The organism is Clostridium sp. AWRP, assembly GCF_004006395.2.
GTDB lineage: Bacteria > Bacillota > Clostridia > Clostridiales > Clostridiaceae > Clostridium_B.
In genome coordinates, this window is sequence record NZ_CP029758.2 from 2,845,808 (window position 1) to 2,860,093 (window position 14,286).

Genomic DNA, 14,286 nt, shown 5'->3' on the forward strand with positions numbered 1-14,286 from the left:
TTTATTTTATAAACTAATTCCTTCAAGTCAACATATACCAAAACCACTAAACTTATAGGTATAATAAATATAAATATAGTAAAAACAAACTGTAATATACTTTTAGTTATCATATATCATTTTTCGCTTTAAATTATATATCTATAAATACTATGCTTAAAGTTCGTTTCATATACTAAAAAATTTAACTAATTTGTTTTCTGCTGATCAAAGGTTTTTATTAAATTATGATTTTGAAGCTCATCACAGTATTCTAATTCCTTAGTATACTCTTCTTTTTCCTTTTTAAGTGCATCCGTTTCTGAAATTTTATTTCCTGTTGCTAAATCATAATAAGTATTTGTCCAAGACACATATAAATTTTTTCCATCTATAAAGGAACCATTTCTAAAAACAACTTTTTCACTGTCCCCATTTAACATATCCTTACCAAACATATAGTTTTTAGGTAAATTATATAGATTTGCTAAAGTAGGATATAGATCCATCTGGCAAGTATACTTGTGATTAACTCCTGCATACTTGTCTCCTGGAAAATGGATCAATAAAGGTACTTTTTGATATTTAAACCAAGCATAATCATCATTTCTACTTTCATTTTCAAAACTAAAAAGCTGATTTATATTATCCTTTGGTATAGCAAAATGATCTCCATATAGCGCCACAATAGAATTTTTCATCATTCCTTCTTCTTCCATCTTATCTAAAAACTCTCCAAGCTGTGCATCTGTATAATGTATTGCTTGTAAGTAGTTTCCAAGAAGAGTACCTTTATATTGACCTACATCAAAACTTCCATACTTGTCCACGGCCTCATAAGGATAGTGACTTGTTAATGTAACTAAGAAAGAATAATAGGGCTGTTTAAAAGTCTTCATCTTTTCAAGAGACTGATTTAAAAACGACTTATCACTAATTCCAAGTCCTATCTGTTCACTTGCATCAAAGCTGTGTTCTCCAAAAAAGTCATCAAAATCCTGAGCTTTGTTCATAACATTTCTATTCCAGAATCCTTCAGTATTACCATGAAGTGCTGCAGTATAATAATTTTTATCTTTTAGTTCACTTGCTATAGAATCATATTTATTTCCACTATAGGTATAGTAAGCTGCTCCTGACTGTGCAGGATACAGTGAATTATTTGACATAAGTTCTGCATCAGAGGTGTTCCCCCCTGCAACTTGATAATAGTAGTTATCAAAATACATACACTTATTTACCCATCTATTTAAATTTGGTGTTATCTCCTGTCCATTTATTTTTTGATTTATAACAAACCCCTGAAGTGCTTCTACCTGAATTACTATTAAATTTTTACCTTCAGCCAAACCTTTAAAATTAGTTTCTCCTGTGGTATTATTATTATTTTGTAAAAAAGTTTTTATCTTATTTTCTTCATCCGTAGATAGTTTTTTTGAGTTTTTAAGGCTCGTGCTTATATAGTTATATGAATCTACTATATGGAAGTTTACATTTCCTATCATCGTAGTTAAATATATTCTGTTGCTCATGGCAGTTAAGAGTGTAGGTTGTTCTTTAGATACCCTATAAAATGTTTTTGCATTGATACCTACTCCTACTGCCAAAATCACTATAAAACTCACCAGCCTTCTTCTCATAGGAACTATACCGAACTCTGCTTTTTTATACTTCCTTTTTAAAGGAACTAAAATAAGTATATCTACCAGATACCACAAGTCTTTAACACTAGCTACACTAGTTACACTTGCAGATACACCTTTTAACAGTTTAGCATTTTTTATAGCTGCTACTGTAGTAATGTCTTTAAAATACCTATAGTACATTAAATCTGCTATAAGTATTAAACTTATTATTATATCTACTGTATATAAAAAACTTATTCTGCTCTTTTTTTTAAGAAGCAGTGAAAAACTTATCAATATCAATATAGAAGCAGCTATTGCAAGTCTTACAGATACTGGTACAAAGCTGGATGATATATCTTTTTCATAAGATATTAATTTCCAAAAAATTATAATAAAAAATAAAATTATATCTGAATTATCAAATAGTAAACTAACCACAAGATTAAATAATCTGCTATTTCTTATATCCACTGCAAAGTTATATAATTTACTATTTTTTATATCCGTAATCTTCATTTCTTCTCCTTTTTATAACCGAGTATTTTAATTTATAAAAAGAATTTTACAATATATAAGTGACACTTGCATGGCAAGTATGTTAACAAATTATTAATAAATCGTTAACATACTTAAGCTTTACATACAACAAAATAAAATTTTATACCATTGTCTGTGTTTTTAACACCATATTTATATCCATGAAGTATCAATATATTCTTCACTATAGCAAGACCTATACCCGTACCGCCTAACTTTCTATTTCTTGATTTGTCTAGTTTATAGAAGTTATCCCAAATTTTCCCTAATTCCTCTTCTGGTATACCCTTACCTGTATTTTCTACAGACACAATAGTTTTATTAGGTTCTTCTTCAATAGCAAAAGTTATAATTCCTCCTTCATAAGTGTTTTTTATAGCATTAGTTGTAAAATTGGTTATTACTTGCTCCATTTTGTCCCAATCTGCACAGATTTTAGTTTTTGCTATAATATTACAATTTATGCTTATACCCTTATCCTTTATGACTTTATAAAATCTTTTTATTACAGATTCTATAAGATCATCTATAAAGAACTCCTCTTTAGAAAGTTTCATGGTCCCAGATTCAAGATGTGATAAATTTAACATATCTGATACTAAATTTGCCATCTTATTACTCTCATCTATTATGATATCAATATACTGGTCTCTTTCATTTTCTTTAAATATTCCATCTTTTAACCCTTCTGCATATCCTCCTATTAGATTTATTGGAGTTTTAAGTTCATGGGAAACCGCAGCTATAAATTCCTTTCTAGCCTTATCTATATTTCTTTCTTTTTTTATATCCTTTTCCAGTTTCTCATTAGCTGCATTAACTGAAGTTAGTGCTTTATCTAAATTGTATGATAAGAAGTTTAAAGTACTTGCCAAATTTCCTATTTCATCTTTATTTTTAATATTGCACTTTTCAGAGAAATCAAGTGCTGCCATTTTCTTTGCTGTGTCATTTAATTTTACTAAGGGCTTTGAAACCATATTAGTATACATTAAACATAATATCAAAATTAAAACTATGGCACCTATATAAAAATAAAAGTAAAATTCCTTTATTACTGAAGATGCTTCATTTACAGGCTGCAAGGATGTAATTGAAAATATTATCTCCATATTTTTTTTATTAGGTACAACTGTTAATATATTTTTTGTACCATTAATTTTTTTTTCGGTAATTACAGTTACAGACCTATTATCTCTTTTTACTTGCTCTAATAAATCAGAATTCATAGTCCAATCTACTATAATATCATTTATAGCTTTTATTCTAACTTTATCATAACTTTGGTCTTCCGGTCTTGTTATAAATTTTATTTTTCCACTTCTATCCATTATAACTATTTTAGCGTTATTATCCTGTTCAAATCTTCTAATTAAATTAGCTATCTTATCTTCATCATTTGTCTTATTATAAAGCGTTCTAAACTTTTCAACCTGATTTAGCATATTGCTTTCTTTTTTGTTTATATAAAACCTGCCAAAAAATAGCATCTGAAATGTTAATGTACTGCTTATAAAAATTATAAACACCAGAGCCGTTATTACAAACAATTTCCATGTTATATTTTTTCTTATTCTGGTAACAAGTTTGCTTTCACTTATGATATGGCTTATTTTCATTGCTTTTTTACCTCAAATTTATAACCTACTCCTCTAACGGTGGCTATTAAATAGGATTTAACTCCTAGTTTTTCTCTGAGTCTCTTAACATGGGTATCTACTGTTCTAAGGTCTCCATAGTAGTCTATTCCCCAAATTGCATCTAAAATTTTTTCTCTACTTAAAACTATATCCTTATTTTTTATTAAATAGCAAAGTAATTCAAATTCCTTTGGAGAAAGATATACATTCTCATTATCTACTTTAACCTCATGACCTTCCTTATTTATGTAGAGTCCGTCATAACTATTCTGCTTATTTTGATTTTCTTCCTCAGAATATGTTCTTTTCAAAAGTGCCTTTATTTTGGCTACCAATACTTTTGGACTCACTGGCTTAGTTACATAACTATCCGTCCCAAGTTGAAATCCTAAAAGCTGCTCCTCATCCTCAGCTCTAGCTGTAAGCATAATTATAGGCACATTGGAAATCTTTCTAAGTTCTTTACATGCCGTCCATCCATCCATTACAGGCATCATTATATCCAGCACTACTAAATCAACATGATTTTCTTTAAATTTTTCTAGTGCTTCCTGACCATTTCCTGCTGGAATCATATTCAATCCTTCACTTTTTAAATAGGCTTCTATGAGAAACCTCATTCTTTCTTCATCATCTACCATTAAAATAGTCTTGCTCATTTAAATATCTCCTAAAATATATTATTTTTTAATTAACTCAACTTTCAACTCAAAAACTTACATACATAATTATAATATAATTCTATATTATAATTTACACAACAATATATTTAAAGAAGTTTAGAAGTTTTCTAACTTAAAAATCAACTTATACGCAGGCATATTTTTACAACAATGAAGCTCATTTAAATATTTTGTAAATAAAGCTTAGTAAAAAATATACAGAGTATAAGTTGATTTTTCGTTTAGAAACTCTATAAATCCAATTTATTTTCTATAAGATATGCTGTAGCATAGAATAATCCTACAAGTATTGCTATAGACATAAAAATTGATGCTATATTAATGTCAACTCCAGATGTTGTAATATTAACAGGAGTATGAGAAGCCATATTAAAGTTTAACACATTCAATTTAAAGCTTTGAGGAAATATGCCAGAAATGGATTCATCTATTTTTCCCTGAGTTATACATAAAATTACAAATATTATAAAAGACCCAAGTTTTCCAAATCTTCTATTCTTTATTGCCACTTTACTTAAAGTTATGGAAATATATACAGTAAGCAAAAAGGTAATGTATATAATCAAAACTACTATAATTGAAAATAATACAAATTTAACATTTACAATTCTTATTAGTTCTAAAAAAGTCACTTTTATATCAATTACCCCACCTTGAACAACTTTAAATATTTGAATCCACATAGCCGTAAAAATAAATATAACAAATTGTACTATAACCATTTGTATAAGAGCTGTGACAATTTTATTCATCAATATATTTTTTCCACTCTTAGGAAGGGTAAAAAGTAAAATAGAAGTATCCTCATGTATATCCCTGCTAAATAATTTTACATTCCATATGACAACTATAATTTCTGCTGCAAATCCTATGGCCATATTTAAGGCTAATATTGATGCTGAATTCCAAACATTTACTCTAGTAAACAATGCTACATTTAAGATTACTATAGCAGATATCATAATCAAAAAATCTTTAAAATATCCTTGAAGGTCATATTTTACTAACTTAAACATTACTTAAATACCTCCCTGTATATTTCATCTATTGACATTTTTTTCTCATTTCTAAGTTCTTCTGCATTTCCAAAGAGTACTATTTTTCCTTCAGATATAAAAGCCACATCGTCAAACAATCTCTCAATATCGCTAACAAGATGTGTGGTTATAAGCACAGAACTGTTTTCCGTATAATTTTCAAGTATTGCATCTAGTATTTTCTCTCTAGTTGTAGGATCGACTCCACCTAAAGGTTCATCTAGTATATAAAGTTTTGCCTTTCTTGAAAGTACTAAACTTAAATATAATTTCTCGCTCATTCCCTTTGATAAAGTCTTAACTTTACTATCTGGATCCAAATTCATAAACTTTAACATGTCCTGAGCTTTATCTTCATCGAAATCTGCGTACATATCTTTAAAAAAGTTAACTGCATCTTCTATCCTCATCCATTTAAAAAGATAATCCTTATCTGGCAAATAGGATACTTCAGCTTTTGTCTTTGTACCAGGCTTATTCCCATTTATAAGTATTTCGCCTGAACTCTGCCTTAATATTCCTGCTGCAATCTTCAAAAAAGTAGTTTTGCCACTTCCATTAGGACCTAACAATCCTGTTATTTTTCCTTTTTGGATTTCTAAATTAAGCCCATCTAAAGCTTGTTTTCTAAAATAAATCTTTTTTAAATCTGTGCTCTTAAGCAGCGGTTCCATATCTATTTACCCTCCTGTACTTTTTCTTCTACAATTTTTATTATCTCATCTGAAGAAAATCCTAATTCCTTCATTCCTATTATAAAACTATATATAATATTCTGAGCCATTTCTTCTTTTAATTTTTCTACCATAGATATATCCTCCTTTATAAAAGTACCCGTTCCTCTTTGCTTATAAGCAATATCATTTCTCTCTAATTCTTGATAAGCTCTTTGAATAGTATTGGGATTTACTTTAAGTTTTGAGGACATTTCTCTTACAGAAAGCAGTTTATCTCCTGGTTTCAATTCTTCTTTTACTATTTTTCTCTTTACAATATCTATTATCTGCATATATATTGGTATATTGGAATCAAATTCAACATCCATTTTATCACCTCCACAAGTAGCTTATCTAGTGTGCTGATATAATAATACACTAGTCTAGTAATAAAGTCAACATACCTATTTAAATAACTAAAATAATCCCTAAATTTTTTGCATTGATACAAATACTTTAGGGATGCTTTTTAATCTAATATTTAATTTTTTAAAAGGTAAACTTCCATAGCAGTATTTATATAAAGAGAATATCATCATTAACCATATATGATATAGACCCTAATTTATGCTTAGGAAATACAATTGATTTTATTCTTATACCATCTACGTCTACTACATCACCATCTTTAAGTTTTTTGTATTTTTCATTTTCCTCACTTTTACAAGAAAACATACTCTTTCCTGATTTTCTTAAAGAAGTTTCAGCAGAAAAATAGATATCAGCATTTTTAAATAATTTAATACATCCTGCATGATAAAAATTAGGATAAGTTAAAAATACATGAGATACAGATTTAGGCTCAATATTTATTTTCTTTAATTCCCGATTTACAAGGGAAGGTATAAATCCTGTATCAAAACATATGGTTGTTTTGAAATCAGAATATATAAAAAAATTAGAAATGAGTGATCTTACCACATATATATTACCAGTTATCTGTTGAGTTTTACTTAATTTAAACAACATACATCTTTCCCCACTTCCATGTATATCTTTCTTTTAAATAGTAAAATATATTCTTTTTATATCATTTCCCTATTTTATTAGTTTATACACTCCTATGATCTAGCATAAATTAAGATATTAGGTTAAAAATATAATGAAGACATACAACACTTAAAATATTTTTAATTGGGAGGTATATAAATTGAAAAAATTATTATATATAACTGCAAATACAAAACCAGAATCTTTGTCTGTCAGCAAAACTGTTGGTAGAAACTTTGTAAAAGAATTCTTATCGAAAAATGCAGATTATATGGTAGAAGAACTGGATCTATACAATGAAAATATTCCTGAAATAAACCATAGGATATTTAAAGGCAGGGCCGAATTAGTTTCAGGAAATGATTACAATGCCCTATCAGATGAAGATAAAAGAATAGTAGACAGAATAAATGAACTATGCAATCAATTTTTAAGTGCAGATACTTATGTTATTGCAGCTCCTATGTGGAGTGTAAGTTATCCAGCAAGGCTTAAATCCTATTTAGATTGTATTATAATAAATAACAGATTAATTAAAATTTCTGAGGAAGACATAAAAGGCCTTTTAGATGATAAAAAGAGGAATATGGTCTATATTCAATCTTCAGCAGCAGTATATCCTAAAATATTTAATTCCAAGTTTAATCATGCCATCGATTATTTTAGAGATGTATTTAAATTCTTAGGAGTGAATAAATTTGACTATATACTGGTAGAAGGCACAGAAGACTCTTCTGTAGGTAAATCAAAAGCCATAGGAAATGTCCAAAACAATATAAAAAGTGTAGTAAATAAATTCACTGAAAATATTCCTTTAATGGATAGAATGTAACCAGATTTCTAATGGGCTGATGTGCTAATTAATTAGTACATCAGCCCATTTAACACATATACATGTTTTTAAACAGTTGACTATTTATAATTAAGAAAAACGTATTGACTATTTCCGTTTACAGATGTAATATTAAATTACGAATTACACGTGTAAACAGAAATGAAAGGAGCATATATCCATGAACGAAATATCAAGCATTTCAGATGCAGAACTTACTATTATGAAGATAATATGGAAAAGTCCCAATATAACTGCAAATAAAATTATAGAACAACTATCAGATAAAACTAAGTGGAAACCTAACACCGTAAAGACATTAATAAATAGATTATTAAAAAAAAATGTAATTGGCTTTAACAAGGAGGGTAAAGAATATTACTATTATGCTGTAGTTCAGGAAGAAAATTATATAAATGCAGAAAGCAATTCTTTTTTAAATAAAATATTCAATGGCTCTGTCATCTCAATGGTATTAAACTTTGTTGAGAACAAAAAATTATCTGAAAGTGAAATTAAAGAACTGAAAGATATTTTAAATAAAAAGCATGAGTAAGAGGTGCTTATATGTCAACTTTAATAAAAACCATCTTTATGGCATCACTTAATGGAAGCGTGCTAGTTATACTAATACTTTTAATAAAGATGCTATTAAAGAAAAAATTAAAAGCTGAATTTCATTATTTCATATGGTTTCTTTTAATAATAAAACTCATTATGCCCTATGGGCCCGAAAGTAATTTGAGCATATTTAACATATTTAGTGCTGTAACTGAGAAGGAAGAAACTATTTCCAGTAAATATTATTTAAAAACAAGTAATATATCTAAAAATAAACTTAAAGATTCCAATGTTCCTGGTAATTTAAGCAAAAATAAAAATATAGAGAGTTTAAATAAAAAAATAAATTATAAAAGCATACTGTTTTTTATATGGCTAATGGGAATAGTATTTTTTATAGCTAATACATTATATGAAATTAGAAAAATTCAACTTATAAAGAAAAACGCAATAAGTAATAAAGATTCTAATTTCAATAATATATTGAACAGCTGCCTAAATATAATGAATATAAATAAAAGTGTATCTTTAATGTACCCATATAAATCAATCAATCCATGCTTATGCGGATTAATTAAACCTACAATATTTATTCCACAAAATATTATAAAAAATATTTCAGAAGATGAATTTAAACATATTATAATACATGAACTCTGCCATTTAAAGAGAAAAGATTTACTTATTAACTGGATTATAATAATCTTAAACACTGTTTACTGGTTCAATCCAATAATACGATATGGTTTTTATAAAATGAAACAGGATTGTGAAACATCCTGTGATGCTTATGCCCTTAGGTATTTAGGCATAGATAGAAATATAAATTATGGAAACACAATTATAAAAATACTGCAGTTAGAGAATAACTCACCTTCGTTAATTACTTCAGCTCCTATGGCTGTAAATAATTCCGAAATCAAAAGGAGAATTACTATGATATCAAAACATAAAAAGAGTTCTTTAAAAAATATAATATGTGGAATTTTAGTTATCACTGCTATTACCACAGTAGGATTAACAAGTGGTATTTCTAAGGCAAAACCAAATAGTAATAACTACAATTCCAAACCTTACTATGAAAGCATTATGAATTACTTAATAAATTCTATGAAAGGCCATGGCTCCGTGTACAATATGAATTCTAGTGAAAATAATAATTTTGCAAGCAATAACTCACTAAATTTTAACAGTACAGATGAATTTCAATTTGAAGAATTGGATTTTAATGGCTTTCAAAAATATTGGAGTTCTAATTTTCAAAATAATATATTCGCAGCTGATTTTGATTTCTTTAATGGGATAGAATCGTATAAAATAACCTCTCATAAAACTAGCTATAGTATAAAAATAAATACAGATATAAAAAGTGGAAATGTATCCATAAAAATTTATAATGATAAAAAAGTATTATTTGAAAAGATAAACCCAACAAACAAAACCTTAACAATTTCAAAGGAAGATGCTAAAAATATTAAGCTTGACTGCATAGGAATAAAGGCTAAAGGTAATATTACACTTGAACTAAACTAACAGCATCAATAAATCATATTACTTAGTAAGAGAAGCTGCTGTATAATAAATATTTATTCACTATACAGCAGCTTCTCTAATAATTCACATGAACTAGCCAAAACTTTATATTTTTATCACTCCATCCAAGGTCCCAAGGTACTCTATTTCTATCTGTATTATGACAGCTTACAAGAGAATATCCTTTAGAATCCGCACCTGTTACTACTGAAATATGAGTTATATCTCCTTTCTTTTCATAGGCTACAAAATCTCCAGGCAAAAGTTTATAAGAAGCTTTATATACTTTTTCATAACTTCCATGGGCTACTAGTGAAGCTCTTCCGCTGTATATCATATAGCTCTTAAATCCATCTGCATTTAACCAAGATCTAGTGGCTCCAGAACCATCATAACTCCAGCCAGAATTTTTTCTAAACTTACCTCCTTCATGAAGTATTTGCGATGCAAAATTTGCACAATCTCCTCCCCGTGAATTATAATTTCTATACTTTCTATTGTAGCTATACCCATACTCTTTATCCGACGCTATTCCACAGTACCTATCTGCATATTTTACTGCTCCTTTTCTTCTATTGTTCATATTAGAAAAATCTCTTGATTGTTGAGATTTTATATATTGATTTATAGCGTCAACTTTTAAATTTCCTAAATTTAGAGAATCAGCAAAAGGATCTTTATACCACTCCTTACTTATTACCCAATTGTTCCCTTTTTTTGAAATATTCAAAACATGAGAAGTACCAATTTTACAGCTATTAACTTTTATTGGATCATCTTCATATATATAACTATATTTTGTGGAACATATTAAGTTTACAGAATACTTATCATCCTTACCTCTAATTCTATTGATCATTACCTCTGGCATAATTTCAGTAAACTTTACTCCCTGCTTTTCCCCCCAATTTTTAAGATATTTCATCTTCTGTTCTTCGTGCTCATAAGCCCATTTCCCATATTTTGTACTTCTATCATAATTATCTTCTATTAATTTTAAATCTCCATTTAATATAGCTCTATTCCTGTTTTGGAATATATCTTGTATAGAATTTGCAACCTCTTCTTTTGTACTAATTTCTTCACCTTTAGGCCTACAAAACGGGCATATCAGAAATATGAACAAAGTGATAACCATGATTTGGAGAAATCTTTTTTTTAGAGAAATTTTCATAACCATACTCCTCATATAATTAATTTACTAACTACGTAGAATTATCATATACTTTGCATAGTTATTATTCCCAATTAGAATAATAATCACTCTGTGAATTTCACCCAAGGTTTCATATTTATTACTACTTTAATTTTTCATCTATCTTTTGAATATATCCATTTACCAATTTATTATTGTGGGGTGCCTGTGAATACCAAAATTTACTGTCACTATTTTTTTGTCCAAAATATCTTGATTTTAAAATTATTTCTGGCCTGTATTCAAAATGCAGAATGTCAAAATGACTCCACTTTCCACCCCATACAAAGCCATTTTTTTCAAATGCATCTACAATTTCTTTTGGGTATTCCTGTATTCTCTTATCTCCTTCTTCTTTAGTCACCCATTTCCAATAATCTCTCCTATCTCTAGCAAGATCAATAGCTATTCCAAAAGAATGTGGGCTTAGTAAGCTAGTTCCCGAAATACATCTGTAATTAAATGTACCACTACTAGGAAATAATGCCCTGGAAACCTTTGGATTTGTCTGAGAAATAGGCAACAACTCTTTTACTGCATTTTCAAGAGATTTAGAGGCATTATTATTGCCATTAAATTGAAATCTCCTATATCCTAGATTAGCCATTTTAAGATTAGATTCTATAGACTTTCTATCACAGCCATAAACTTCTTTTAAAAGTGGATATGTCCTAATTCTTCCAGGATCAAAATTCTTTTCCATTACTCCATTTATAGTGCCTATTGGATAGGACTGTTCCATCATGTCCTGTAGATCCGTATCATACATTTTTTGTTGGAAACTTTTGCTGCTCTTATCATCATATAAAATTTTTTTACCGGACTTTGTAAGTACATATACCTTTCCATCATTGCCTTTTTCCAAATCTGTAATATATTCTGGGTAGGCCATCATAAGACACAAAATATCCTGTTTCATTGTGGTATAATAATCATCTGTCAATGCCTTTACAGGGCTTACACATACGCAAATCAATAATAGTGCTTCTATAATTATCTTCTTTTTCATAATATAGGCTCCTTATAAATAAGTAAGTAGATTCACACCAAATCGAAGATTTGGGTTCTAATTTGGGTAACTCCTTCTCCTTATCAGTCGAATGAGTAAGTGATTCACACCAAATCGAAGATTTGGGTTCTCTACTTATATTATGTTGCTCATGGATTTATATTATGCATTCGTATAGAGGCTGTAAAAAATAGGCTGACAAACTTCTAACAGTAAGAAATTTTATAGCATGATTTTACTGCGTTGACAGAACTAAACTATCACTGTACTATACTTATTATAGAGTTTATGCACATAAATATATTTTAAGGAGGATATTTTATGCAATACAGGAAATTTTGTAAAGATGGTTTTAAAGTATCTACTTTAGGTTTTGGATGCATGAGACTTCCAATAATGAACAACGATTCTTCAAAAATTAATGAAAAAGAAGCACTAAAAATCATAAGACATGCAATTGATAATGGTGTAAATTATCTAGATACAGCATATCCTTACCACGGCGGAAATAGTGAAATTTTAGTAGGTAAAGTACTTAAAGATGGTTACAGAGAAAAAGTTAGAATTGCAACTAAAATGCCTGTATGGCTAGTAGAAAAATATGAAGATTTTGATAAATATTTGAATGAACAATTAAAAAGGCTTGGCATAGACTGTATTGATTATTACCTTCTCCATGCCATGACCAAAGACAGAATGGATAAGCTGGAAAACCTGGGTGTTTTTAAGTTTTTAAATAAAGCCCTAGAGGACGGTAAAATCAATCACGTAGGCTTTTCTTTTCATGATAATTTAATGGCTTTCAAACACATAATAAATCTATTTCCCTGGGAATTTTGCCAGATCCAATTTAATTATTTAGATGAGGATTACCAGGCAGGTATAGATGGACTAGAATATGCAGCCGATAAAGGTCTATCAGTAGTTGTAATGGAACCTTTAAAAGGTGGACTTTTATCTGGTAATCTTCCAGAAGATATAAACAACATATTCAATAAATCAAAAGTAAAAAAAAGTCCGGTTGACTGGGCTTTAAGCTGGGTACTAAATCATCCTGAAGTATCAGTATTACTAAGTGGAATGAATTCTTTAGAACAAGTAAATGAAAATATATCTATAGCATCAAAAACTTTTCCTAATTCAATTTCTGAGGAAGACATGGATTTAATAGAACAAGCAAAAGAAAAATTCAATGCCCTTATGAAAATAAAATGCACCCGCTGTGGGTACTGTTCCCCTTGCAAGGTAGATTTAGATATTCCAAATATTTTTTCTATGTATAATAATTACTTTATGTATAAAAGTAAAGAATCTATATTTAATAAGTATAATAATATGCCAAAAAAATCAAAGGCATCTTCCTGCATACACTGCGGAAAATGTGAAGATAACTGCCCGCAGCATCTTCCAATCAGGGTACTTTTAAGGCAAGTTAAGTCTACCTTCGAAGAGAACTAATGCTGACAAATTTCATTACCATATATGAATTCTAAACAAAGAATCAACTTATACTACGGATATTTTTTACAACCTTCAGTTCATTAAATATTTTGATAAGTCTAAGTAAAAAATTCTAAAAAAGCTAAGAACTTTTGAAAACTCATACCTCAGACAATTCAAAAGCTCTAAGTTTTTACGAATTTTTTACTAAGGCTTATATGCAAAATATTTAAAAGAACTTCATTATTGTAAAAATATGACTGCGTATAAGTTGATTCTTAAGTTAGAATATCCATATGTAGAATTTCTAATTGAGACTTAAACTTATACATGAAATATAATGACAAAATTGAAATCATACTTAAAAACTTTTATAAATAAGTCTTAGCTTGGTATTTTAGAAAACCTTAGGGACTTAGATATGTCTGAGGTACGAGTTTATCTAAGTCCCTTTAGGTTTTCAAAATGCTAAGCTTTAGACTTATTAAAAGTTTTTATGATGATGA

Annotated in this window: 13 protein-coding genes; 4 read left to right on the forward strand and 9 right to left on the reverse strand. The window is 28.6% G+C overall.

The window, feature by feature from the left end:
* Positions 1–188: 188 nt before the first annotated feature.
* From DMR38_RS12950 to DMR38_RS12980, 7 genes are all read right to left on the reverse strand, one after another.
* Positions 189–2,123 carry an LTA synthase family protein gene (locus DMR38_RS12950; protein ID WP_127721712.1) on the reverse strand — a complete coding sequence of 645 codons (1,935 nt, stop codon included), beginning with the start codon at positions 2,121–2,123 and terminating at the stop codon, positions 189–191.
* 113 nt (positions 2,124–2,236) lie between these two features.
* Positions 2,237–3,763 carry a HAMP domain-containing sensor histidine kinase gene (locus DMR38_RS12955; protein ID WP_127721713.1) on the reverse strand — a complete coding sequence of 509 codons (1,527 nt, stop codon included), beginning with the start codon at positions 3,761–3,763 and terminating at the stop codon, positions 2,237–2,239.
* Positions 3,760–4,443, reverse strand: coding sequence for a response regulator transcription factor (locus tag DMR38_RS12960; protein ID WP_127721714.1), 684 nt, complete (start codon positions 4,441–4,443; stop codon positions 3,760–3,762). Before DMR38_RS12960 ends, DMR38_RS12955 begins: the two co-directional genes overlap by 4 nt.
* A 254-nt stretch (positions 4,444–4,697) precedes the next feature.
* Positions 4,698–5,483 carry a hypothetical protein gene (locus DMR38_RS12965; RefSeq protein WP_127721715.1) on the reverse strand — a complete coding sequence of 262 codons (786 nt, stop codon included), beginning with the start codon at positions 5,481–5,483 and terminating at the stop codon, positions 4,698–4,700.
* Positions 5,483–6,178 carry an ABC transporter ATP-binding protein gene (locus tag DMR38_RS12970; RefSeq protein ID WP_127721716.1) on the reverse strand — a complete coding sequence of 232 codons (696 nt, stop codon included), beginning with the start codon at positions 6,176–6,178 and terminating at the stop codon, positions 5,483–5,485. The genes DMR38_RS12965 and DMR38_RS12970 overlap by 1 nt, the downstream gene beginning before the upstream one ends.
* 2 nt (positions 6,179–6,180) lie before the next feature.
* Complete coding sequence (locus tag DMR38_RS12975; protein ID WP_127721717.1) at positions 6,181–6,549, reverse strand: GntR family transcriptional regulator; 369 nt, start codon at positions 6,547–6,549, stop codon at positions 6,181–6,183.
* A gap of 187 nt (positions 6,550–6,736) precedes the next feature.
* The gene (locus tag DMR38_RS12980) at positions 6,737–7,189 is read right to left on the reverse strand and encodes an MBL fold metallo-hydrolase (RefSeq protein ID WP_127721718.1); all 453 of its coding nucleotides are present in this window, start codon (positions 7,187–7,189) and stop codon (positions 6,737–6,739) included.
* Between the two features lie 181 nt (positions 7,190–7,370).
* Between DMR38_RS12980 and DMR38_RS12985 the strand changes: the two genes are divergently transcribed.
* From DMR38_RS12985 to DMR38_RS12995, 3 genes are all read left to right on the forward strand, one after another.
* The gene (locus DMR38_RS12985; protein WP_127721719.1) at positions 7,371–8,042 is read left to right on the forward strand and encodes an NAD(P)H-dependent oxidoreductase; all 672 of its coding nucleotides are present in this window, start codon (positions 7,371–7,373) and stop codon (positions 8,040–8,042) included.
* 181 nt (positions 8,043–8,223) lie between these two features.
* Positions 8,224–8,598, forward strand: coding sequence for a BlaI/MecI/CopY family transcriptional regulator (locus DMR38_RS12990; RefSeq protein ID WP_127721720.1), 375 nt, complete (start codon positions 8,224–8,226; stop codon positions 8,596–8,598).
* Positions 8,599–8,609: 11 nt separating this feature from the next.
* Entirely contained in the window at positions 8,610–10,136 is a 1,527-nt protein-coding gene (locus tag DMR38_RS12995) for a M56 family metallopeptidase (protein WP_127721721.1), read from the forward strand.
* Positions 10,137–10,212: 76 nt separating this feature from the next.
* Here the strand turns inward: DMR38_RS12995 and DMR38_RS13000 are convergent, their stop codons facing one another.
* Positions 10,213–11,310: an amidase domain-containing protein gene (locus tag DMR38_RS13000; RefSeq protein ID WP_127721722.1), complete on the reverse strand. Its 1,098-nt coding sequence runs from the start codon at positions 11,308–11,310 to the stop codon at positions 10,213–10,215.
* Positions 11,311–11,434: 124 nt separating this feature from the next.
* On the reverse strand, positions 11,435–12,340 hold the full coding sequence (locus tag DMR38_RS13005) for a M15 family metallopeptidase (RefSeq protein WP_127721723.1): 906 nt from the start codon (positions 12,338–12,340) through the stop codon (positions 11,435–11,437).
* Positions 12,341–12,661: 321 nt separating this feature from the next.
* Between DMR38_RS13005 and DMR38_RS13010 the strand changes: the two genes are divergently transcribed.
* Positions 12,662–13,798, forward strand: coding sequence for an aldo/keto reductase (locus DMR38_RS13010; RefSeq protein ID WP_127721724.1), 1,137 nt, complete (start codon positions 12,662–12,664; stop codon positions 13,796–13,798).
* Positions 13,799–14,286: the final 488 nt, after the last annotated feature.

Coding starts and splice junctions, on each gene's coding strand:
- DMR38_RS12950 (WP_127721712.1), bottom strand. CDS start 2,123: ATGAAGATTACGGATATAAAAAATAGTAAATTATATAACTTTGCAGTG.
- DMR38_RS12965 (WP_127721715.1), bottom strand. CDS start 5,483: ATGTTTAAGTTAGTAAAATATGACCTTCAAGGATATTTTAAAGATTTT.
- DMR38_RS13005 (WP_127721723.1), bottom strand. CDS start 12,340: ATGAAAAAGAAGATAATTATAGAAGCACTATTATTGATTTGCGTATGT.
- DMR38_RS12980 (WP_127721718.1), bottom strand. CDS start 7,189: ATGTTGTTTAAATTAAGTAAAACTCAACAGATAACTGGTAATATATAT.
- DMR38_RS13000 (WP_127721722.1), bottom strand. CDS start 11,310: ATGAAAATTTCTCTAAAAAAAAGATTTCTCCAAATCATGGTTATCACT.
- DMR38_RS12990 (WP_127721720.1), top strand. CDS start 8,224: ATGAACGAAATATCAAGCATTTCAGATGCAGAACTTACTATTATGAAG.
- DMR38_RS12995 (WP_127721721.1), top strand. CDS start 8,610: ATGTCAACTTTAATAAAAACCATCTTTATGGCATCACTTAATGGAAGC.
- DMR38_RS12955 (WP_127721713.1), bottom strand. CDS start 3,763: ATGAAAATAAGCCATATCATAAGTGAAAGCAAACTTGTTACCAGAATA.
- DMR38_RS12970 (WP_127721716.1), bottom strand. CDS start 6,178: ATGGAACCGCTGCTTAAGAGCACAGATTTAAAAAAGATTTATTTTAGA.
- DMR38_RS12960 (WP_127721714.1), bottom strand. CDS start 4,443: ATGAGCAAGACTATTTTAATGGTAGATGATGAAGAAAGAATGAGGTTT.
- DMR38_RS13010 (WP_127721724.1), top strand. CDS start 12,662: ATGCAATACAGGAAATTTTGTAAAGATGGTTTTAAAGTATCTACTTTA.
- DMR38_RS12975 (WP_127721717.1), bottom strand. CDS start 6,549: ATGGATGTTGAATTTGATTCCAATATACCAATATATATGCAGATAATA.